This is a genomic window from Pseudomonas sp. GM60, from assembly GCF_000282415.1.
GTDB lineage: Bacteria > Pseudomonadota > Gammaproteobacteria > Pseudomonadales > Pseudomonadaceae > Aquipseudomonas > Aquipseudomonas migulae.
Genome location: NZ_AKJI01000109.1, coordinates 21021 through 43809, shown reverse-complemented (window position 1 = coordinate 43809; position 22789 = coordinate 21021). Strand labels below are relative to the sequence as shown.

17 protein-coding genes are annotated in these 22789 nt (G+C 60.4%); 3 read left to right on the top strand and 14 right to left on the bottom strand.

All coding sequences use genetic code 11. The annotated features are described in order from the left end of the window. Positions 1-38: 38 nt before the first annotated feature. The 8 genes from PMI32_RS05295 to betI form a co-directional block, all read right to left on the bottom strand. Positions 39-1217 carry a BaiN/RdsA family NAD(P)/FAD-dependent oxidoreductase gene (locus PMI32_RS05295; RefSeq protein ID WP_008033281.1) on the bottom strand — a complete coding sequence of 393 codons (1179 nt, stop codon included), beginning with the start codon at positions 1215-1217 and terminating at the stop codon, positions 39-41. 132 nt (positions 1218-1349) lie between these two features. Further along, a complete protein-coding gene (dbpA, locus tag PMI32_RS05300) occupies positions 1350-2687 on the bottom strand; it encodes an ATP-dependent RNA helicase DbpA (RefSeq protein ID WP_238541041.1) in 1338 nt (445 codons plus the stop codon). 105 nt (positions 2688-2792) lie between these two features. Beyond that, positions 2793-4220: a multidrug transporter subunit MdtD gene (mdtD, locus tag PMI32_RS05305; RefSeq protein WP_008033279.1), complete on the bottom strand. Its 1428-nt coding sequence runs from the start codon at positions 4218-4220 to the stop codon at positions 2793-2795. 167 nt (positions 4221-4387) lie between these two features. Beyond that, complete coding sequence (locus PMI32_RS05310; RefSeq protein WP_008033278.1) at positions 4388-5725, bottom strand: TldD/PmbA family protein; 1338 nt, start codon at positions 5723-5725, stop codon at positions 4388-4390. Then, positions 5725-7167: a TldD/PmbA family protein gene (locus PMI32_RS05315; protein WP_008033276.1), complete on the bottom strand. Its 1443-nt coding sequence runs from the start codon at positions 7165-7167 to the stop codon at positions 5725-5727. The genes PMI32_RS05310 and PMI32_RS05315 overlap by 1 nt, the downstream gene beginning before the upstream one ends. A 274-nt stretch (positions 7168-7441) precedes the next feature. After that, complete coding sequence (betA, locus tag PMI32_RS05320) at positions 7442-9145, bottom strand: choline dehydrogenase (RefSeq protein WP_008033274.1); 1704 nt, start codon at positions 9143-9145, stop codon at positions 7442-7444. Positions 9146-9315: 170 nt separating this feature from the next. Beyond that, positions 9316-10788 carry a betaine-aldehyde dehydrogenase gene (gene betB / locus PMI32_RS05325; protein WP_008033273.1) on the bottom strand — a complete coding sequence of 491 codons (1473 nt, stop codon included), beginning with the start codon at positions 10786-10788 and terminating at the stop codon, positions 9316-9318. A 107-nt stretch (positions 10789-10895) separates the two neighbouring features. After that, positions 10896-11489 (bottom strand): transcriptional regulator BetI, encoded by a 594-nt coding sequence (betI, locus tag PMI32_RS05330; protein WP_008033272.1) that lies wholly within the window; start codon positions 11487-11489, stop codon positions 10896-10898. Between the two features lie 379 nt (positions 11490-11868). Between betI and PMI32_RS05335 the strand changes: the two genes are divergently transcribed. Continuing rightward, the gene (locus PMI32_RS05335) at positions 11869-13818 is read left to right on the top strand and encodes a BCCT family transporter (RefSeq protein ID WP_226300271.1); all 1950 of its coding nucleotides are present in this window, start codon (positions 11869-11871) and stop codon (positions 13816-13818) included. A gap of 199 nt (positions 13819-14017) precedes the next feature. Here the strand turns inward: PMI32_RS05335 and choV are convergent, their stop codons facing one another. The 3 genes from choV to PMI32_RS05350 form a co-directional block, all read right to left on the bottom strand. Beyond that, positions 14018-15196, bottom strand: coding sequence for a choline ABC transporter ATP-binding protein (gene choV, locus PMI32_RS05340; RefSeq protein WP_008033270.1), 1179 nt, complete (start codon positions 15194-15196; stop codon positions 14018-14020). Further along, positions 15193-16038 (bottom strand): choline ABC transporter permease subunit, encoded by an 846-nt coding sequence (gene choW / locus PMI32_RS05345; protein WP_008033268.1) that lies wholly within the window; start codon positions 16036-16038, stop codon positions 15193-15195. Before choW ends, choV begins: the two co-directional genes overlap by 4 nt. Positions 16039-16104: 66 nt before the next feature. Beyond that, the gene (locus PMI32_RS05350; RefSeq protein ID WP_008033267.1) at positions 16105-17052 is read right to left on the bottom strand and encodes a choline ABC transporter substrate-binding protein; all 948 of its coding nucleotides are present in this window, start codon (positions 17050-17052) and stop codon (positions 16105-16107) included. 437 nt (positions 17053-17489) lie between these two features. Between PMI32_RS05350 and PMI32_RS05355 the strand changes: the two genes are divergently transcribed. Then, positions 17490-18866, top strand: coding sequence for an L-serine ammonia-lyase (locus tag PMI32_RS05355; RefSeq protein ID WP_008033266.1), 1377 nt, complete (start codon positions 17490-17492; stop codon positions 18864-18866). A gap of 518 nt (positions 18867-19384) precedes the next feature. Continuing rightward, complete coding sequence (gene gbdR, locus PMI32_RS05360) at positions 19385-20488, top strand: choline metabolism transcriptional regulator GbdR (protein ID WP_008033265.1); 1104 nt, start codon at positions 19385-19387, stop codon at positions 20486-20488. Here gbdR and aac(6') read toward each other — a convergent pair whose 3' ends face one another. From aac(6') to PMI32_RS05375, 3 genes are all read right to left on the bottom strand, one after another. Continuing rightward, the gene (gene aac(6') / locus PMI32_RS05365; RefSeq protein ID WP_008033264.1) at positions 20489-20935 is read right to left on the bottom strand and encodes an aminoglycoside 6'-N-acetyltransferase; all 447 of its coding nucleotides are present in this window, start codon (positions 20933-20935) and stop codon (positions 20489-20491) included. A gap of 54 nt (positions 20936-20989) precedes the next feature. Beyond that, entirely contained in the window at positions 20990-21253 is a 264-nt protein-coding gene (locus PMI32_RS05370; RefSeq protein WP_008033263.1) for a hypothetical protein, read from the bottom strand. 372 nt (positions 21254-21625) lie between these two features. Next, positions 21626-22789 carry a gamma-butyrobetaine dioxygenase gene (locus PMI32_RS05375; RefSeq protein ID WP_008033262.1) on the bottom strand — a complete coding sequence of 388 codons (1164 nt, stop codon included), beginning with the start codon at positions 22787-22789 and terminating at the stop codon, positions 21626-21628.

Sequence of the window (22789 nt, the reverse complement as noted above, 5' to 3'; positions counted from 1 at the left end):
GAGCGAGGCTTGCCCGCGAAGAACGATAACGCGGTACGTCAGACGAATTGCGCAGCGGCGTACCCGGAGGCCCACGCCCACTGGAAGTTGAAACCGCCCAGATGCCCGGTCACGTCGAGCACTTCGCCGATGAAGTACAGCCCGGGGCTTTTCAGCGACTCCATGGTCTTGGACGAGACTTCGTTGGTGTCGACGCCGCCCAAGGTCACTTCGGCGGTGCGGTAGCCTTCGGTCCCGGCCGGCACCACTTTCCAGCTCGCCAGCTTCTCGGCGATGTCGGCAATTTCCGCGTGGGTGTATTGCTTCATCGGTTTGGAAATGAACCAGTTGTCCGCCAGCAGGTTGGCCATCTTCTTGGTGAAGATTTCACCGAGCAGGGTTTTCAGCTCGCTGTTGGGTCGTTCGGCCTGCTGCTGTTGCAGCCAGCTCGGCACGTCGTGATCCGGCATCAGGTTGATCTCTACCGGGTCGCCGGATTCCCAGAACGAGGAAATCTGCAAAATCGCCGGACCGCTGAGGCCGCGATGGGTAAACAGGATGTTCTCGCGAAAGCTCTGATCGTTGCAGCTCACCAGGCAATCCACCGACGTACCGGACAGTTCGGTGCAAAGCTCTTTGAGCTGATCAGTGATGGTGAAGGGCACCAGGCCGGCGCGGGTCGGCAGCAGCTCGTGGCCAAACTGCTTCGCGACCTGATAACCGAAACCGGTGGCGCCGAGGGTCGGGATCGACAGGCCACCCGTGGCGATCACCAAGGATTCACAGGTGATCTGACCCAGTGTGGTGTCCAGCAGATAGCCGCTTTCCAGCTTCTCGATGGTCTGGATCGACGTGTCCAGGTGCAGGCTGACGCTAACCTGATCGCACTCGTTGAGCAGCATTTCGAGGATGTCGCTGGATTTGTTATCGCAGAACAGTTGGCCGAGTTTCTTCTCGTGGTACGGCACGCCGTGCTTGGCGACCATGCCGATGAAATCCCACTGCGTGTAGCGCGCCAGTGCGGATTTGCAGAAGTGTTCGTTCTGCGAGAGAAAATTGCCCGGTTCGGTGTACATGTTGGTGAAATTGCAGCGGCCACCGCCCGACATCAGGATTTTCTTGCCGGCCTTGTTCGCGTGGTCGAGCAACATCACCTTGCGCCCGCGCCCGGCGGCGGTCAGCGCACACATCAACCCTGCGGCGCCAGCGCCAATGATCACGACTTCGGTAGAGCGCAAAACGGTGTCCTCAAAAATTTCAAAACCGACATGAAACCTGTAGGAGCCGGCTTGCTGGCGATGCAAGCGCCGCGGTCCATCAGGCGGACCGCGTCATCGTTCATCGCCAGCAAGCCGGCTCCTACAAGGTGATCAGAGGATACGCACGCGCAGCGAGCGGCCTTTGATCTTGCCGTCGTTCAGGCGTTGCACTGCCTGCTTGGCAACTCCGCGTTCCACGGCCACGAACGCCTGGAAGTCGAAAATCGCGATCTTGCCAACCTGCGCGCCAGGAATCCCGGCATCGCCAGTCAACGCACCCAGAATATCGCCCGGACGCACTTTGTCTTTACGGCCAGCGCCGATGACCAGCGTGCTCATTTGTGGCAGCAACGGACCACCGCCCTGGGACTTGAGGTTGTCCAGCTGATCCCAGCTCAACGGCGACTTCTGCAGTTGCTCGATGGCCTGGGCGCGGTGCGCTTCGGACGGGGCGACCAGGCTGATCGCGATGCCTTTTTCACCGGCGCGGCCAGTACGGCCAACGCGGTGAATGTGGATTTCCGAATCACGCGCCAGTTCGACGTTGATCACCATGTCCAGCGCATCGATGTCCAGGCCGCGGGCGGCGACGTCGGTGGCAACCAGTACCGAAGTACTGCGGTTGGCAAACATCGTCAGCACCTGGTCACGATCACGTTGTTCCAGATCGCCGTGCAGGCCGACAGCGGAGATGCCTTTGGCGGTCAGGTGATCGACGGTTTCCTGAACCTGCTGCTTGGTGAAGCAGAAGGCCACGCAAGAGGCCGGGCGGTGATGCGCGAGGACTTTGACCACGGCGTCCATGCGCTCTTCTGGAGAGATCTCGTAGAAGCGCTGCTCGATCTGCGTGTCGTCGTGGAACGCCTCGGCCTTCACTTGCTGCGGGTTGCGCATGAACTTCGACGCCAACTGCTTGATGCCCACCGGGTACGTGGCGGAGAACAACAGGGTCTGACGACGCTCCGGGCATTGGGCGATGATTTCTTCGATGGAGTCGTAGAAACCCATGTCGAGCATGCGGTCGGCTTCATCGAGGATCAGCGTGTTCAAGCCATGAAGCACCAGCGAACCTTTGCGCAGGTGCTGCTGGATGCGGCCCGGAGTGCCGACGATGATGTGCGCGCCGTGCTCCAGCGAGCCGATCTGCGGACCGAACGACACGCCACCGCACAAGGTCAGGACCTTGATGTTGTCTTCGGCGCGGGCCAGACGACGGATTTCCTTGGCGACCTGGTCAGCCAGTTCACGCGTTGGGCAAATGACCAGCGCCTGGCAGCCGAAGAAACGCGGATTGATCGGGTTCAGCAGGCCGATGCCGAAGGCCGCAGTCTTGCCGCTGCCGGTCTTGGCCTGGGCGATCAGGTCCATCCCCTTGAGGATCACCGGCAAGCTTTGCGCCTGGATCGGCGTCATCTGGGCATAACCGAGGGAGTCGAGGTTAGCCAGCATGGCGGCGGACAGCGGCAAAGTATTAAAAGCGGTGGCGATGGTGGTCACGGGACTGGCCTGCAAAACAAAATGTCGCGCAGTGTACCAGCCCAGTGGCCATTCGCCCTAAGGCTCTATGTGCTCTTCCGGACGCTTGACGCGCCGTCCGTCTTCCTTTGACAGCTGCGAGAAGATCGTCGCGGCCAGCATCGCCATGATTCCAACGGTCACAAACGTGAGTTGGAACGCGCCCAGCACCGTGTCCACGCCGTCGTTTCCGATCTCTGCCGTGAACCCGCCGAGCAGCGCACCGGCGCATGCAACGCCCAGGCTCAGGGACAATTGCGCAACCACCGACAGCAGGCTGTTGCCGCTGCTGGCGCTGGCGTCGTCGAGGTCGATCAGGGTCACGGTGTTCATTGCGGTGAACTGCAACGAGTTGATCGCGCCGAGAATCGCCAGCATGCCCAGCAGCAGCCAGTACGGCGTCTGCTCGCTGACCAGGCCCATGCTTGCCAGCATCAGCCCCAGCGCCAGGGTGTTGCCGGTCAGCACAATGCGATAGCCCAGGCGCTCGATCAGTGGCCGCGCCACCGACTTGGCAACCATCGCCGCCGCTGCCAGCGGCAACATGCTCATCCCCGCCTGCGACGGCGAGTAGCCCAGCGCCACTTGCAGCAACAACGGCACGAGGAAGGGCAGTGCGCCGCTGCCGAGACGGGCGAACAGGTTGCCGAGGATGCCGACGGCGAACGTGCGGGTCTTGAACAGCGACGGCGCGAACAGCGGATTGTCGATGTGCCCGGCCCGCAGCCAATACGCCGCCAGGCACGCCATGCCACCGAACAACAGCAACATCACGCGCAGGTGCGGCAGGTGCAGTTCGCCGAGGCCTTCCATGGCGATGGTGATCAGCACCATCGCTGCGCCAAACAGCAAAAAACCGAGGCTGTCGAACCGCGTGCGTTCAGTGCCGCGCAGGTCGGGGATGAATTTCCATACGGCGTAGCAACCGACGACGCCGACCGGCAGGTTGATCAGGAAGATCCAGTGCCACGTCAGGTATTCCACCATCCAGCCGCCCATGGTCGGGCCGATCAACGGGCCGAGCAGGCCGGGAATGGTGATGAAACCCATGATCCGCACCAGTTCCGAGCGCGGGTAGGCCCGCAGCACCACCAGCCGCCCGACCGGCAGCATCAGCGCACCGCCCAGGCCCTGAATCACCCGGGCGCCGATCAGCATGCTCAGGCTGCTCGACAAGGCGCAGAGCAACGAGCCGAAACTGAACAGCAGGATCGCGCCGAAGAAGATTTTCTTGGTGCCGAAGCGGTCGGCGATCCAGCCCGAGGCGGGGATCAGCAACGCGACGGTGAGCATGTAGGCGATGATCACGCCCTGCATGCGCAGCGGGTCTTCCGCCAGATCGCGGGCCATGGCCGGCAGGGCGGTGTTGAGGATGGTCCCGTCGAGGGACTGCATGAAGAAGGCAATGGCGACGACCCACGGCAACCAGCGGGCGGTGACAGCGTCGAGAGGCGGGCGGTTGGGCATGGGACCTCAGGTTTTGAGTCGCAGAAATTTCGGTGTTTCCCCAATCCCTGTAGGAGCTGGCTTGCCAGCGATGGCGGACTGTCAGCCGACAATGATGTTGGATTTGCCGGCCTCATCGCTGGCAAGCCAGCTCCTACAGGTTTTGCGTCGTTACGGGTTTTGCGGGGTTACAGGGTCAAGGTCAATTTGCTGATGAGCGCGCCCGGCAACAGCGCCGATGCCGTGGCCCGCTGGCTGTAAGTGCTCGCTGACAGCAACAACTCGCGCTCTTCGGTCAACGCTTCCAGCTGCGAACCCAGCAAACTGTAAGCACTGTCATCAAAACGCATGGTGCTGACCGGTGCCTGTATCTCGCCATTCTCGACCCAGAACGTCGCAAACCGCGTCATGCCGGTCATGCGTGCCATCGGTTGGTCCGAGTAATTCAGGTACCAGAGGTTGCTGATGTACAAACCCGTGCCCAGTTGCTTGAGGATCTCGGCATCGGCAAGCGCGCCTGGCGCCATGTTCAGTGCGGTCGGCGATTCACCGCCACCGGCGCCGTTGGCCGTCAGGCCGTATTCGGCGGCACTGCGAGAGTCGACCAATTGCGCATCGGCCTTACCTTCGACGATCAGTTTCAGGTCACTGCGTGGATAACCCTCCTCAGAAAATGCCGGGCTCAACGAACCGCTGACTTGCTCGTCAAGGGACACCAGCGGACTGAACGAATGGTCACCCGCGTAGAGTTTCTGCAATGGACTGCTCTTGCTGGCAATCGACTGTGCCGAGAAGCCACCCCAGGACAACATGCCCATGATTTCTTCCAGCGCGGCCGGTGCCAGGTAAGCGCGATACTGACCCGGTGCCAACGTACGCAATGGCCGACCGAGGAACTCAAGCTGCTCTCGCGCCTGCTGGAAGCGCCGGGCAAACCCTTCGCTGTTCCAGTCATGCCCGGCGTAGCTGGCTTTCACCGCCTGGCCGTTTGCATGAAACAGGCTGAAGTCGAAGTTGAAGCTGTTGGCCTGATGCCAGCCGAACGCGCCTGAAGAACTGGCGAAACCGCGACTGATCGGGCCGGCGGCGTAGAAGCCCACCAGATCCAGCCCTTCGGCGGCCCGGGTGATTTCGGCGACCACCTGCTCGGTGTCCGGCAGCGGATGCTCCTGCACATTCTTGCTTTGCCAGCCGGTGTAGTTGAGCAACAAGTACGGATCCTGCGGCAGCAGCGGCAGGGTGTCGCGCAACTGTTGCAGGCCTTCGGCCAGACGCTGGGAGTCAACGTGAGCATCGCCCGACAGCGTAATGTCGAGGTCGGCATGGCGACCGTCGTTGATCAGTTTGAGACCGACGCTCGCCTGTTGCACCTGCCCGGCCTGCCGCACCTTGGCATGATTGAAACGCACGAAGGCCGACGACTCGGCGGCGTAGCTGAGGGTGAATTGCTCCGGTTCGCGAATTGCCTCGCGCAACCCGTTGACCAAGGCCTTGAACGAATCAGCCTGACTTTTTGAAGTGCTCATCAGGCGTCTCCCCCAAATACATCCACGTTGCTGAACACGCAGGCCGGTGATGCATGGCCGACACGGATCACCTGATTCGGTTCGCCCTTGCCGCAGTTCGGCGTGCCCAGAACCTTGAAGGTGCTGGCGTCGCCAACGGCGCTGAGGCTTTTCCAGAACTGCGCGGAAATCGCCCGGTAGTTCGGGTTTTTCACCACGCCTTTGAGTTCGCCGTTTTCGATCAACTGGCCCCATTCGCAGCCAAACTGGAACTTGTTACGCGCATCGTCGATGGACCAGGAACGGTTGGTGCTCATCAAAATACCGTGCTCGATGTTGCCGATCAGTTGTTCCAGCGGCTGGTCGCCGGGCTCGATATTGAGGTTGGCCATGCGGTCTATCGGTGGGCGGTTCCAGCCGCAGGCACGGCTGTTGGCAACGCCGTCCATGCCGGCGCGGAACTGCGAAAGTGCGCCGCCCAATGGACGCAGGAGCAAGCCCTGCTTGATCAGGAATTGCTTGCTCGCGGCAGTGCCGTCGTCGTCATGACCGTAGCTGGCGAGCTGCTCGGGAATGTCCGGGTCGAAGGTGACGTTCAGCAGTTTCGAACCGTACTGCAAATGGCCGAAATCTTCGGCCTTGACGAAACTGGTGCCGGCGTAATTGCGCTCGTCACCGAGGATGCGATCGAGTTCCAGCGGGTGACCGATGGATTCGTGTATCTGCAGCATCATCTGATCGGGCATCAGCAACAGGTCGCGCGGGCCTTGCGGCGTGTTCGGCGCGAGCAGCAATTGCAATGCTTGATCGGCAACTTTTGGACCGGCGCCAATCAGGCCACAACGGCTGATGACATCAGCACTGCCTTGCTGACCGAAGTTCTCGCGGCCGAGGCTGCGGGTCTGGCTGTCGTTGCCATCGTAGGCCGTTACATCCAGGCCCGGATAGACGAAACGCTGGGCCTGGCGCAGTTCGGCGCCGGCGCTGTTGAGGTAGATCTGCTCGACATGGGTGATGCCGATGCTGACCTGCCAGTTCACCAGTCGCTCGTCCTTGGGCACTGCTGCGGATTCGGCGCCGAGCAGTTGGTAGCAATCGCTCAGGGACGGGAAGGGCTGGTCGAGGTTCGGCGAAAAATAGTCGGCGCGGTCGCTGGAAACGGCTTGCTCACGAAGGTCGAGCAGCGCGTGAGGCTTGAGCAGGCGAGCTTGTTGCTCGGCTCGGTCCAGCGCCGATTGCAGGCCTTGCGGCGACAGGTCGTTGGTCGCAGCGTAGGCTTCAACGCCGTTGACACGAACGGTCAGCATCGCGCCTTCGTCACGGCTCAGGCTCGGAGGTTCGGCAACGTTCTTGCGCACCGACAGGTACTGGCCGGACTCGCGCACGTATCGCAGAGAAAAGAATTCAGCGCCCGTGCGCAAGGCAGCAAAGCGCTGCTTGAGCTGGGGGTGGAAATCGAACATTCGGGAACCTCCTTGGTCTGGAGTGACGATGCAGCGGTGTTGCGAAGGGGGGGGTGAAACGTTTGCGTGGCGCTAGATTAGGCTTGCGCGGGGAGGGATATCAAGGGCAGAGCGGTGTGGCAAGGAATTACCGGGAGAGGTGTGGTGTTTGGTCTGTCCCCTTCGCGGGCAAGCCTCGCTCCTACAGGGTTGGTGTCGATCACGAATTTTCGGTACACCGCCAACCCTGTAGGAGCGAGGCTTGCCCGCGAAGGGCGCGCCTCGGTATTACGCCTTACTGAGCAGTAGGGCTCACATCCCGCAACGGCTTGCCTTTCACCGGAGCATCACCGGCCACGTAGTAGCTGGCAGTGCTGCGCGGCAATGGCTTGCGACCACGGATCTTGTCGGCGATTTTCTCGGCGATCATGATCGTCGGCGCGTTCAGGTTGCCGGTGGTGATGATCGGCATGATCGAGGCATCGACCACGCGCAGACCTTGCATGCCGTGCACACGACCTTCGCCATCGACCACAGCCATCTCGTCGGTGCCCATCTTGCACGAGCAGGACGGGTGGAACGCGGTTTCGGCGTGTTCGCGGATGAACTTGTCGAGCTGCTCATCGGTTTGCACTTCAATGCCCGGGCTGATTTCGCGGCCACGGAAAGCGTCCAGTGCAGGCTGTTGCATGATTTCACGGGTCAGGCGGATGCCGTCACGGAATTCCTGCCAGTCCTGCTCGGTGGCCATGTAGTTGAACAGGATGCTCGGGTACTCGCGCGGATCCTTGGACTTGGCCTGGATGCGACCACGGCTCGGCGAACGCATGGAGCCCATGTGCGCCTGGAAACCGTGCTCTTTCACACCGTTGCTGCCGTTGTAGTTAATCGCGACCGGCAGGAAGTGGTACTGGATGTTCGGCCATTCGAATTCCGGACGGGTGCGGATGAAACCGCCGGCTTCGAACTGGTTGCTGGCGCCGATGCCGGTGCCGTTGAACAGCCACTCGGCACCGATGGCCGGCTGGTTGTGCAGGAGCAGCGACGGGTACAGCGAAACCGGCTGGGTGCAGGCGTATTGCAGGTACAACTCGAGGTGATCCTGCAGGTTTTCGCCGACGCCTGGCAGGTCGTGGACCACCGGGATGTCGAGCTTGTTCAGCAGTTCGGCCGGGCCGACGCCGGAACGTTGCAGAATCTGCGGCGAAGCGATGGCGCCGGAGCACAGCAGCACTTCTTTGCGGGCGCGGACTTCAACGCGCTCTTCAGCGGCGCCGATCAGGTAACGCACGCCGACGGCACGCTTGCCTTCGAACAGGATCTTGTCGGTCAGGGCGTGAGTGACGATGGTCAGGGTCGAACGCTTTTTAGCAGTGTCCAGGTAGCCGCGAGCGGTGCTGGAGCGACGGCCTTTAGGCGTCACGGTGCGGTCCATCGGGCCGAAGCCTTCTTGCTGGTAACCGTTCAGGTCTTCGGTGCGCGGGTAACCGGCTTGCACGCCGGCTTCAACCATGGCGTGGAACAGCGGGTTGTTGCCGGCTTTCGGCGTGGTCACGCTGACCGGGCCTTCGCCACCGTGGTAGTCGTTCGGGCCGATGTCGCGGGTTTCGGCCTTGCGGAAATACGGCAGGCAGTTCAGGTAGTCCCAGTCTTCCAGACCTGGCAGTTTGGCCCAGTTGTCGTAGTCCATCGCGTTGCCGCGGATGTAGCACATGCCGTTGATCAGCGAAGAACCGCCCAGGCCCTTGCCGCGACCGCATTCCATCCGGCGACCGTCCATGTGTGGCTCTGGATCGGTTTCGTACGCCCAGTTGTAGCGACGACCTTGCAGCGGGAACGCCAAGGCCGCTGGCATTTGTGTGCGGAAATCCATCCGGTAATCCGGGCCGCCTGCTTCGAGCAGCAGGACAGTGACGCCTTCGTCTTCAGTCAGACGGGTCGCCAGGGTGTTACCGGCCGAGCCGGCACCGATGATGATGTAATCGAATTCTTGGGACATTGAATGCACCCTCTTTAGATATGGTCAGGTCTGGCGAGTGCTGCGCACTCGATCGCCAGCAAGCCGGCTCCTACAGGGGGGAGGTGCGTCGTGGCTTTTGTGCACGACGCAAAACCTGTAGGAGCCGGCTTGCTGGCGATAGCGGCCTCGCAGGCGAAGCAGATACCGCCTTAGAACACCGAGGCGTAATCGCCCAGCTCAACCTGTACCGATTTGATGCGTGTGAAGTTGTTCAGCGAGCTGATGCCGTTCTCACGGCCCACACCGGATTGCTTGTAGCCGCCAACCGGCATCTTCGCGTCGGACTCGCCCCAGGCGTTGATCCAGCAGATACCGGCTTCCAGTTGATGAATCACGCGGTGAGCGCGGTTCAGGTCCTTGGTGACGACGCCTGCGGCCAGGCCGAAGTCGGTGTCGTTGGCACGACGGATCACTTCTTCTTCTGTTTCGTAAGTCAGGATCGCCATCACCGGGCCGAAGATCTCTTCGCGAACGATGGTCATCTCGTCGGTGCAATCGGTGAACACGGTCGGTGCTACGAACGCGCCTTTAGCGAATTCGCCGTCGGTCAGACGGCCGCCGCCGCACAGCACGCGAGCGCCTTCTTCTTTGCCTTTGGCGATGTAGCCCAGCACGCTTTCCATGTGGGCGAAGCTGACCAGCGGGCCGAAGTTGGTGTTTTCGTCTTCCGGATTGCCAACGCGGATGCGCGCAACGCGCTCAGCGATCTTGGCTTCGAACGCGGCTTTCAGGTGGCTCGGTACGAACACGCGAGTGCCGTTGGTGCAGACCTGGCCGGAGCTGTAGAAGTTGGCCATCATCGCGGTGTCGGCGGCGCGATCGAGGTCGGCGTCGTCGAAAATGATCAGCGGGGATTTGCCGCCCAGTTCCATGGTCACGTCTTTCAACGACGAAGCGGAAGCGCTGGCCATGACCTTCTTGCCGGTGTCGGTGCCGCCGGTGAAGGAGATTTTTTCGATGCGCGGGTGCTCGGTCAACCAGGTGCCGACTTCACGGCCGCTGCCGGTCAATACGTTGAACACGCCGGCTGGCAGACCTGCCTCGGTGTAGATCTCGGCCAGTTTCAGCGTGGTCAGGGAAGTGACTTCGCTTGGCTTGAAGATCATCGCGTTACCGGCCGCCAGGGCAGGCGCGGATTTCCACAGGGCGATCTGGATCGGGTAGTTCCATGCGCCGATACCGGCCACGACGCCCAGCGGCTCGCGACGGGTGTAAACGAACGAAGTGGTGCGCAGCGGGATCTGCTCGCCTTCGATGGCGGGTACCAGGCCTGCGTAGTATTCCAGCACGTCGGCGCCGGTAACGATGTCGACATACTTGGTTTCGGAGAACGACTTGCCGGTGTCCAGGGTTTCCAGGGCGGCCAGTTCATCGTTGCGCTCGCGCAGGATGTCAACCGCGCGACGCAGGATGCGCGAACGCTCCATGGCAGTCATTGCAGCCCAGATTTTCTGGCCCTTTTCGGCGCTGACTACAGCGCGCTCAACGTCTTCCTTGGTCGCACGCTGTACTTTTGCGAGGACTTCACCGTTAGCCGGGTTGATGGCTTCGAAAGTGGCGTCGCTGCTGGCGTCGGAGTAACCGCCATCGATGTAGAGTTTTTGCAGTTCGAAACGGGCCATAGTGTCCTCGCAAGTGCATAAGTGGTTGGCGTTGACCACTGGACGTGCCGTGTAGCGCTGGCACGCTGGTCAGTGGCGGTTCAGGGGTTGAGCGTTTTATGTGTGCTCTAACTCACCTGCTTGGCCAGTTGGAAATCCATGTATTCGTAAGCGATCCGGTGCGCCTGTTCCGTGTCGAAAGCATCTCCCGACAGCGCCCCGCGCAACCACAAACCGTCAATCAACGCTGCCAGGCCCCGGGCTGCACTGCGCGCGTCATCGAGCGGCAATACGCGGCGGAACTGGCAGCACAGGTTGGAATACAGACGGTGATCGTTGATCCGCTGCAACCTGTGCAAAGACGGGTGGTGCATGCTGGTGGCCCAGAAGGCCAGCCAGGTTTTCATTGCCGGGCCATTGACCTGGCTGGCGTCGAAGTTGCCTTCGATGATCACCTGCAGATGCGCCCGCGGGCTGGCATCTGTCAGCGCCTGACGGCGCGCGGTGACGTTCTCGCTGAGGACACTCATCAGGTACTGCGCCGTGGCAGCGATCAGGCCGTTCTTGTCCTGAAAATAGTGACTGATGATGCCGTTCGAGACACCGGCCAAACGGGCGATCAGCGCAATGCTGGCGTCCCCCATTCCGACCTGATCGACGGCCAGCAAGGTGGCTTCGATCAATTGCTGGCGGCGGATGGGTTGCATACCGACCTTGGGCATCTTGCACATCTCCTTAGGCCTTCCGGCAGACGCAAAACGTCTATCGGATTGAGGGCCAGTCTATTTTGTTTTGATTGAACGTTCAATCAACAAAGAATAAGATCTGCGACAAATCGTCGCTGCTTACAGGTTTTTCCTACGTGTAAATGGCGATAACCCGACATCCAAAACGGCTCGAAACCCCTACGCACTGGTGCTTAAGGGTTTCGGGCTTTTTTCGGGTTGTCTTTATATCACCCGCCGGTCGGCTGCCAACTAACCGATTGGTCGGGTAACGCGCTGCCTTGTGTTCTTCTCTCGCACTGCCTGGAGCATCTGTGCCATGAGTTCTGCCTCTCTAATAAAGACCCCGCCCGAGAAGGTGACGGTCAACGGTTGGGTGTTCTACACCTCTACCGCGCTGATTCTGCTGTTGACCGCCATTCTGATCATCGCCCCGCAAGAGGCTGGCAGATTGCTCGGTATCGCCCAGGCGTGGCTGTCCCGCAGCTTTGGCTGGTATTACATGGTGGTGATCGCCGCTTACCTGGTATTCGTGGTCGGCCTGGCGTTTTCGTCCTACGGCAAGCTCAAACTGGGCAGCAAGGACGACACCCCGGACTTCAGCTACGGCGCCTGGGCGGGGATGCTGTTCTCCTCGGGTATCGGCATCTCGCTGTTGTACTTCGGTGCGTCCGAGCCGCTGGATCACTACTTCAACCCGCCGGAAGGCGTGTCGGCCAGCAACCTGGCCGCGCGTCAGGCGGTACAGCTGACCTTCCTGCACTGGGGCCTGCACGGCTGGGCGATTTACGCCTTGGTCGGCCTGGCCGTGGCGTACTTTGCCTACCGTCATAACCAGCCGCTGGCGTTGCGTTCGGCGCTGTATCCGCTGGTCGGTGAGCGTTGGGTCAAGGGCGCGGCCGGTCACGCGGTGGACGGCTTCGGCATGTTCGTGACCCTGTTGGGTCTGGTGACGAACCTGGGGATTGGTTCGCTGCAAGTGTCGTCGGGCCTTGAAAACCTGTTCGGCATGGAACACAGCAACACCAACCTGCTGATCGTGATCATCGTGATGAGCACCGTGGCGACCATCGCCGCCGTGTCCGGCGTGGAAAACGGCATCCGTCGTCTGTCCAACCTGAACATCGTGCTGTTCAGCGGCCTGCTGATTTTCGTACTGCTGTTCGGCCCGACCCTGCACCTGCTTAACGGCTTCGTGCAAAACGTCGGTGACTACCTGAACGGCGTGGTGCTGAAGACCTTCGACCTCTATGTGTACGAAGGCGACAGTGAGAAGTCCGACCGCTGGTTGGGCCTGTGGACCCTGTTCTACTGGGCCTGGTGGATTTCCTGGGCACCATTCGTAGGCATGTTCATCGCGCGTATTTCCCGTGGTCGTACCGTGCGTGAACTGGTGGCCGGCGTGCTGCTGATTCCGCTGGGTTTCACCCTGGCGTGGTTGTCGATCTTCGGTAACTCGGCCCTGGACCTGGTGATGAACCACGGGGCGGTGGAGCTCGGGAAGACGGCGCTGGAACAACCGTCGATGGCGATCTATCAGTTGCTTGAGCATTACCCGGCGTCGAAAGTGGTGATCGGCGTGTCGATTTTCGTCGGTTTCGTGCTGTTCCTGACCCCGGCGGATTCCGGCGCGGTGATGATGGCCAACCTTTCGTGCAAGGGCGGCAACGTCGACGAAGATGCGCCGCACTGGCTGCGAATCTTCTGGTCCGTTGTGATCACCCTGGTGACCATCGGCCTGCTGTTCGCCGGTAACTTCGAAGCCATGCAAACCATGGTGGTGCTGGCTGGTCTGCCGTTCTCGGTGGTGCTGGTGTTCTTCATGTTCGGCTTGCACAAGGCCATGCGCCAGGACGTGCAGATCGAACAGGAGCAAGCGGAACTGGCGGCGCGCGGTCGTCGTGGTTTCAGCGAGCGTCTGACTCAGTTGGACCTGCAACCGAACCAGTCGATCGTTCAGCGTTTCATGGACAAGCAAGTCAGCCCGGCGCTGGAAGAGGCCGTGGTGCAATTGCGTGGTAAAGGCCTGGACGTGCAAACGTTGCTGGGCAAATCCAAGCGTTGCATGGGCGTGCGCATCGAGATGGAAGAGGGCAACCCTTTTGTCTACGAAGTGAGTCTGGATGGCTATCTGGCAGCGGCGAGCGACACGGTGTCGGCTGAAAGTGCTGATGAACCTCGCGCCCGTTACTACCGCGCCGAGGTGTACCTGCACAATGGCAGCCAGGACTATGACCTGATGGGCTTCACTCAGGATCAGATCACTCGTGACGTGCTCGATCAGTTTGAAAGCCATCGGCAGCTCCTTGGCCGGGTTTATAGCTAATAAGTTGTAAGTGACGCGGTGTTTCAGTCTGAAGCACCGCGTCACCTTTATCGCCAGCAGGCTGGCTCCCACAAGAGAATGCATTTCAATGTGGGAGCCAGCCTGCTGGCGATGGGGGCTTCAACTTCAACACTGCATCACCCGATATCCACAAACAAAAACGCCGCGATCCTGTCGCGGCGTTTTTGTGTGTGTTGCCTTACCCCAGGTTCTTGCCGAGCAGTGCGTGATACAGCTCGCTGTCGCCGAGAATCCCGACCACTTTGTTGTTGTCGTGCAGCACCAGTTTGTTGCCGGTGTGATAACGAATCTGCAGCGCATCGCGCATGCCGATGTTGGAGTCCACCAGCGTTGGGCGACGGCCCAGGCCTTCGACGGCTTGCCCCGGGATCCAGTTCTGCAGGTCCAGGCTCGCACCGTTCTGGCGTGCGCCTTTGATGGTGTTGCCTTCCGCCAGGTCCAGCCACGAATCGCCACCCGGATCCAGGCAGACCGAACCGTTGATGCGCTTGCAGTTGTCCAGGGTGCGCATCAGGCTGCGACCGCACAAAACGTTCAGCGGGTTGGTGTGGGCGACAAAGGTCCGCACATAGTCGTCCGCCGGGTTGAGAACGATTTCTTCCGGCTTGCTGTACTGGACGATCCGACCGTCTTTCATGATCGCGATACGGCTGCCCAGCTTCAGTGCTTCATCGAGGTCGTGGCTCACGAAGACGATGGTTTTGTTCAGCTTGCTTTGCAGCTCCAGCAGTTCGTCCTGCAGGCCTTGGCGGATCAGTGGATCGAGGGCCGAGAACGGTTCGTCCATCAGCAGAATATCGGCGTCCATTGCCAGTGCGCGGGCCAGGCCCACACGTTGTTGCATACCGCCGGAAAGCTCGTTGGGTTTCTTGTTGCGCCATTGGGTCAGGCCCACCAGCTCAAGTTTTTCATCGACCAGTTTTTTCCGTTCCTTCTCCGGCCGACCCTGCATTTCCAGACCGAAACTGATGTTCTCGCGCACCGTCAGCCATGGCATCAGGGCGAACTTCTGGAACACCATCGCAATGCGCTTGGTGCGCATCATTTTCAGTTCGGCCGGGGTGCAGGAAGCGATGTCGATCTGCTTGCCTTCGTGCTCGACGAACAGCTTGCCGCGGCTCACGGTGTTGAGGCCGTTGATGCAACGCAGCAGACTGGATTTGCCGGAGCCAGACAGGCCCATCAGCACGCAGATTTCGCCTTTCTCGATATCCAGGGTGGCCTTTTCGACGCCGACGATCTGCCCGGTCTTTTTCAGGATCTCGTTACGGGTCATGCCCTGGTCGAGAAGTTTCAAGGCTTCGCGCGGATCTTTGGTGAAGATCACGTCGACGTCTTCGAAGCGAATAATGCTCATGCGTCACCCCCTACTTTAGCGTCGGGTTGTTTGCAGATACGGTCGAGCATGATCGCCAGCAATACGATCGCCAGGCCTGCTTCGAAGCCCAGGGCGATATCAGCAGTGTTCAGTGCATTGACCACGGGTTTGCCCAGGCCGTCGGCGCCCACCAGTGCCGCAATCACCACCATCGACAACGACAGCATGATGCACTGGGTGATACCGGCCGCGATGCTTGGCATGGCGTGGGGCAATTCAATCCGTGAGAGCAGCTGACGTCGCGAGCAGCCAAAGGCTTTGCCTGCGTCCATCAATTCTTCCGGGACATCGCGAATACCCAGGTAGGTCAGGCGGATAGGCGCGGCAATCGCGAACACCACCGTGGAGATCAGGCCCGGGACCACACCAAGACCGAAGAGGGTCAGGGTAGGAATGAGGTAAACGAAGGTCGGTACGGTCTGCATCAGATCGAGCACCGGACGCATCAGGGTGTAGAACATCGGTTTGTGCGCGGCGACGATGCCCAGCGGCACGCCGATGACCACGCAGACCAGGGTGGCGAACAACACCTGGGCGAGGGTTTCCATGGTTTCCTGCCAGTACCCCAGATTGAGGATCAGCAGGAAGGAAGCGATGACGAAAGCAGTCAGCCCCCATTTTCGTTGAATGAAGTGTGCCAGTAGCGCGATGAGGCCGATCAATGCCAGCGGGTTGAACCAGGTCAGCGCAAAAGTCACGCCGTGGATCATCGTTTCCAGTGACACGGCGATTGCGTCGAAGGTGTTGGCGCCGTGTTGCGTCAACCATTCAACGAAGCCCGCGATGTACTGGCCTAGAGGTATTTTCTGATCAATCAGCATGGTAGTGAACGTCCGCATGCAAGGAAATAAACAGCCCGGGCGGGCTAGCCCGCCCGGCGTAAGCGATTACTGCGCGAGCTTGGCTTTAACGGCCTCCAGGCCTGGTTTACCGTCAATGGTGGTCACGCCAGCGAGCCAGGTATCGAGCACCTGTGGATTCTTCTTCAGCCAGGCCTTGGCGGCCGCGTCAGGCTTCATTTTGTCGTCCAGGACGTTGCCCATCAGCGTGCTTTCCATGTCGAGGGTGAACACCAGGTTTTTCAGCAACTGTCCAACGTTGCTGCATTCCTGGGCATAACCCTTGCGGGTATTGGTGAAGATGGTCGCCTGACCGAAGTTGGGGCCGAAGAACTCGTCGCCGCCAGTCAGGTACTTCATCTTGAATCGTGTGTTCATCGGGTGCGGTTCCCAGCCCAGGAACACCACGGCGGTATTGCGGCGCTGGGCGCGATCGACTTGCGAGAGCATGCCGGCTTCGCTGGATTCGACCACCTTGAAACCGGCGGCTTTCAAGCCGAAGGCGTCTTTGTCGATCATGCTCTGGATCAGACGGTTGCCGTCGTTACCCGGTTCGATGCCATAGATCTTGCCGTCGAGTTCTTTCTTGAACTTGGCGATGTCGGCGAAATCTTTCAGACCTTTGTTATACAACTCTTCCGGGACGGCGAGTGTGTATTTTGCGTTTTCGAGGTTGGCACGCAGGGTGTCCACGGTGCCGGCATCGCGGTAGGCCTTGATGTCGTTTTCCATGGTCGGCATCCAGTTACCCAGGAATACGTCCATGTTCTTGCCGTCGGCCAGCGACTTGTAGGTCACCGGCACGGAAATCATTGTGGTTTTGGTTTTGTAGCCCAGGGCATCGAGCACGACGCTGGTGGTGGCGGTGGTGACAGTAATGTCAGTCCAGCCGACATCGGAGAAGTTTACGGTACTGCACTGAGCGGGTTCTGCGGCTTGAGCCAGTAACGGCAGACTCAGCATGGCGGCCAACAACAACGACGGGGAACCTTTCATGGATGGACTCCTTGGTGTTTTTTTTGGCAGTGTTCCGACTGTGGACCACCGCACTTATAGGTTGCGGTTGGATGGCGTTTTGGAGACAGCTCTACCACGGCGCCTTGCAATCGAGTCGATACGATCATGTACCAGTGAAAATCTGACGCCTACAGGGTGCGTCGTATCCAGTACAGGGATGGTCGCATCCAGTGTCGGTGACGTCGTTTACAGATTTTTTCAGCCCCGTTTGCCCACCTGAGCCGCAAAAAAACGGCGAAAAAGCAGCGTAAAACGCACACGGCGCTGGTGGACAAGAGTGCGTCGGTACTGGACGTCGAGCGACACGGTAAAAGCCTGATGATGCAGCCATACCGGCGGATTGCAGCTTGAGCGTAGCAGCTCCGTCACCGGGCGCTTTTGCGCCTGGAGTTGGCATATCCAGGAGTTCGGCAGTAATGGCTATCAGCGTTTTCGACCTGTTCAAAATCGGCATCGGCCCTTCCAGTTCGCACACCGTGGGGCCGATGCGCGCCGCGGCGCTGTTCGTGCAAGGTTTGCGTGAACAGGGGCTTTTGGAGCAAGTGCGGCGTGTCGAGGTCCAGCTTTATGGTTCGTTGTCGGCCACCGGCATTGGGCACGGCAGCGACAACGCGGTGATCATGGGCCTGATGGGCGAATGGCCGGACGCGATCGACCCGTCGCAAATCGGCATCCGCATTGAAACCCTGCGCGAAACCCACACCCTGTTGCTGGACGGCCGCTTGTCGGTGCCGTTCATCTGGGCCCGGGACATGCGTCTGATCGACGAAAACCTGCCGTTCCATCCGAACGCGATGACCCTGGTCGCCGAAGGCGATGACGGTGAGCTGCATCGCGACACCTACTATTCCGTCGGCGGCGGCTTTGTCGTCGATGAAGCACAAGCTTCCAGCGGTGTGGTGGATCTGGATCGCACGGTGTTGCCGTACGATTTCTCCAGCGCCGCCGAGCTGCTCAGCCTCTGCCAGAAGCACAACCTGCGCGTGGCCGAATTGATGATGGCCAACGAGAAGGTCTGGCGCAGCGAAGACGAAATCCGCGCCGGCCTGATGAAACTCTGGCGGGCCATGCAGGATTGCGTCGAGCAAGGCCTCAAGCACGAAGGCATCCTGCCGGGTGGCCTGAACGTGCGCCGTCGCGCAGCCAAATTGCACCGCAGCCTGCAAGAACTGAACAAACCCAACGTCATCGGCTCGACCCTGAGCGCGATGGAATGGGTCAACCTGTTCGCCCTCGCGGTCAACGAAGAAAACGCGGCCGGCGGGCGCATGGTCACGGCGCCGACCAATGGCGCGGCGGGGATCATTCCGGCGGTGTTGCACTACTTCATGAAGTTCAGCGAGGTGGTGACGGACGCCAACGTGGTCGACTATTTCCTCGGTGCCGCGGCGGTGGGGATTCTGTGCAAGAAGAACGCCTCCATCTCCGGCGCGGAAGTCGGTTGCCAGGGCGAAGTCGGATCGGCTTGCGCGATGGCAGCGGCCGGATTGGCGGAGATTCTTGGCGCCACGCCGGAGCAGTTGTGCAACGCGGCGGAAATCGGCCTGGAACACAACCTCGGCCTGACCTGCGACCCGGTCGGCGGGTTGGTGCAGGTGCCGTGCATCGAGCGCAACGCGATTGCTGCAGTGAAAGCGATCAACGCGGCGCAGATGGCGTTGCGTGGTGACGGCCAGCACTTTATTTCGCTGGACCGGGTGATCCGCACCATGCGAGATACCGGGGCGGATATGCATGACAAATATAAAGAGACATCGCGGGGCGGGTTGGCGGTTAGCGCGGTTGAGTGCTGAGACCGAGGCGATCCCATTCGCGAGCAAGCTTCGCTCCTACAGGGATCGTGCGGTGCTCTTGTAGGAGCGAGGCTTGCCCGCGAAGACGTCGGACCAGTCAAAACTGCGCGCTAAGTGAACACCGGATTCAAAACGCGCCACGTTTTGGCGCGTCGCTTACAGATAAGCGCATTGCAACACGTCAGGGATCCAACCTGGCCCTGACCGTCCGTCCCCTGTGCCTGCGGTGACACTCTTTCCGAAGTCGTCGCAGGCCTGTTCCCACAAGTGCTACCGATTTGCTCACACGCAACGCGGCAGAGCACTTGCCCCTGTGAATGCCACTTATAACCCCTACTCGTGACGCGGCTTATATAGACAGGCTGCGACGTCGTTTTCAGGAGTTATTGAACGCGTATTCAATTTTAGGCATGGCAATTGCTCTGTCATTACAAAGCCCGTCTCCCACGCGAGAACGATGGCAATAACAAGAGCCTCCGCCTGAGGCCATCACCTGCTTTGTGTGAGGAGATACCGCGATGACGACGTTCAACTCCGGGGCTCAACCCCAGAACCGTGCGCCTCAATCCATCGGCTTTCTGCTGCTGGACAATTTCACGCTTATTTCTCTGGCCTCCGCCGTAGAACCCCTGCGCATGGCCAACCAATTGTCCGGTCGCGAGCTGTATCGCTGGACCACGCTCACCGTCGATGGCGGTCAGGTCTGGGCCAGTGACGGTCTGCAGATCACCCCTGACGCCTCCATGCACAAAGCACCTTCCATGGACACCATCATTGTCTGCGGCGGTATCGGTATTCAGCGCACGGTAACTCGCGAACACGTCTCATGGCTGCAAAGCCAGGCGCGTCAATCCAAGCGTCTGGGTGCAGTCTGCACCGGCAGCTGGGCCCTGGCGTGCGCCGGCCTGCTGGACGGTTTCGATTGCAGCGTGCACTGGGAATGTCTGGCCTCGATGCAGGAAGCCTTCCCGCGTGTGGCGATGAGTACCCGCCTGTTCACCCTCGACCGTAACCGTTTCACCAGCTCCGGCGGCACCGCGCCGCTGGACATGATGCTGCACCTGATCAGCCGCGATCACGGGCGTGAACTGTCCGCCGCGATTTCGGAGATGTTCGTCTACGAGCGTATCCGCAACGAACAGGATCACCAGCGCGTGCCGCTCAAGCACATGCTCGGCACCAACCAGCCGAAGTTGCAGGAAATCGTCGCGCTGATGGAAGCCAACCTCGAAGAGCCGATCGACCTCGACGAACTGGCGGTGTACGTCGCCGTGTCACGTCGGCAACTCGAGCGGTTGTTCCAGAAATACCTGCACTGCTCGCCGTCGCGTTACTACCTGAAACTGCGCCTGATCCGTGCCCGGCAGTTGCTCAAGCAAACGCCGATGTCGATCATCGAAGTGGCGTCGGTGTGCGGTTTCGTATCCACGCCGCACTTCTCCAAGTGCTACCGCGAATACTTCGGCATTCCGCCGCGTGACGAACGCGTAGGCTCCAACACCACGCAACAGGTGGCGATGATGCCGCTGCCGCAAGCGTTGGTGCTGTCGCCGTTGTCCGGGCCGTTGTCGGCATTGAGTCAGGCGCGCAACGAGTCGACCTTCGCCAGCGTAAGGCTCTGATCAGAGCTGACGCCTGAAAAACACGACGCGCTCGGTTTCCTCGAAACCGAGCGCCTTGTGCGTCTCCTGGCTCGGCAGGTTGTCGACGTCGGTGTCCGAGGCCATTTCCACGCATCCGCGTTCCCGTCCCCAATGCGCCACGTGTTCGATCAGTCGTGCGGCCACTCCATGGCGGCGCTGCTGCGGCACCACGTAGATACCTTCCAGGAACACCACCGGCGAGCTGTCGGTGCCATTGACGTAGTCGTGGCGCAATGAGGCTTCGGCCAGGCCGACGGGTTGCTCCCCGGCGTCGTAGGCGACGAAGTTGATATAGCGTTGCGGCTGACGCAGCTGTTCGGCTATTTCGTCCCGATGCTCCTGTTCCGAAGCATCAGGCCAGAGTGCCTGGCGCAAAGGCAGCCAGCCCGCTTGTTCGCCGGACTGGCAGTGTTGGATTCGGAACATCAGCGATCGCTCGTGGTGGTCAGGAAGCCACCACTCTAGCAAACCGCCTACGTGTCAGGCGCGGTGGCTTTGTTGGTATTCAGCCAATGCCGGCAGCAGCTGCTTGTCGATGGCCTGACGCACTGCCGGCAGGATGGTCGCGCTGCTGGTGTACATCTGCTTGACCATGGTGCGCAGCACGGTCGCCCGTTCGTTGTTCAATCCTCTCACCGCGCACTCGCAAGCCTGCTCGGCGGTGGAGCCGTTCGGTACTTGAAAGCCCAACGATTTCAGCTGGCCCAACAGGTCTTCCTGGTCAATCAAATCGGCGTGCATCATGACGCAATCCTTCTTCAGGGAACGGTGTCGTGGTTCGATTCTCGTAGGGGGCGTTGGCGTCGGCAAGGACGATTTGTCGCAATGGCCGCAATACCTATGAACAGGTCGTTTTCGGCTAACTCGCGGGAGGGGAGAGTGGGCACACTGGATTCAGCTGGCTTCACGAAGGTTTGGTCACCCTCGCGCAACGGCTCCTCAACAGTACCCACCTCTGCCCCGATCCTGTCACGGCTTGATCGGGGTTTTTTTTGCCTGTGAGTCAGGGAAATATGGGGTGTCTGTGCTGACGCCTTCGCGGGCAAGCCTCGCTCCTACAGAAGCAGCGCTAGCCTTGTAGGAGCGAGGCTTGCCCGCGAAAAACGATGACGCGGTCTAGCGTTGTAGCACGAGGATCCGCGACAACAACTCATCCCGATCGACATAGCACCCCTGGAAATGCCGGGCACCACTGGCGGGATCAAACGCATTGCGCGCATGCAGCGTGCGACGGTTGTCGAAGCACCACAGCTCCCCGGGGTTGAGCCGTTGCATCAGCCTGAACCGCCCCTCGCGAGTCATCGCAATAAACCGTCGATAAGCGCGATACAGCCGGGGCATTTCCTCCACCGACGCATCGAACGGCCCGCGCAAAAAGTTTGCCATACGAATTTCAGACACCTGCCCCAACACATCCAGGGCGATGACCGGCGCGAGGCAGCGATAGTCGCTGTGACGGTCCTTGTTGCGAAACTCCACGGGGATTTCGCACAGGGCCTTGAACGATTCGGGATCTTCCTCGCGCAGCGCTTGGGCGATGGCAAAACCGTCGACGAAAATACTCTCGCCACCGTCGGCGTCATTGACCAGGCAATGCAGAAATTGCAGCCCCGGTTGCAACTCCCGCGTCGGCAAATCGCTGTGTAACGGCAGGTTGAAAGCGGTGTAGGCGTTGCTGTCGGCATCGGCCTTGGATTGCACGTTGAACAGCACGCCGAAATTGCTCTCGCGGATGAAGGAAATCCGCTGGGCGATCAGCTTCAACGAACCGGGTTCGGTGGGCACGCCGCGCACTTGCGTCAGGCCTATGTCGCGCACCGCCAACAGCCATTGCAACAAGGCGTCGTTGTCGTCTATCAGCGCTTGATAATCGAACACCGGCAGCGACAAGTCGCTTTTCCACAGGCGGGATTTTGGCTTGCTGGCGCGGCGTTCTGCGCGGGACTCGTCGTCATAGGCGTGGGCCCGCAACCAGCCCGGATCGAAGCGGCTGAGGTGACCGTCCTGCCACTGGATGCAGAGGCAACCTTCAGGGTCGACGCTCGTCTCTGCGGGCATCAGGTCTTGCGCAACGTCGACGATTTCCAGCACCTGCTCACGGGTCACCGTGTAGACGCACTGCGGGCAAGGGCAGTTGTCACGCAACCATTGATGATGGAAGGGGCTGACACGGTCATCGGCCCATTTCACGAGAACGCGATCCGCCAGGGCCTGCACGCCACTGAGCGCGCTGATCAACGGATAAGTACGAAAGTCAGCAAAAGCGGCGGCGGTGTTCAT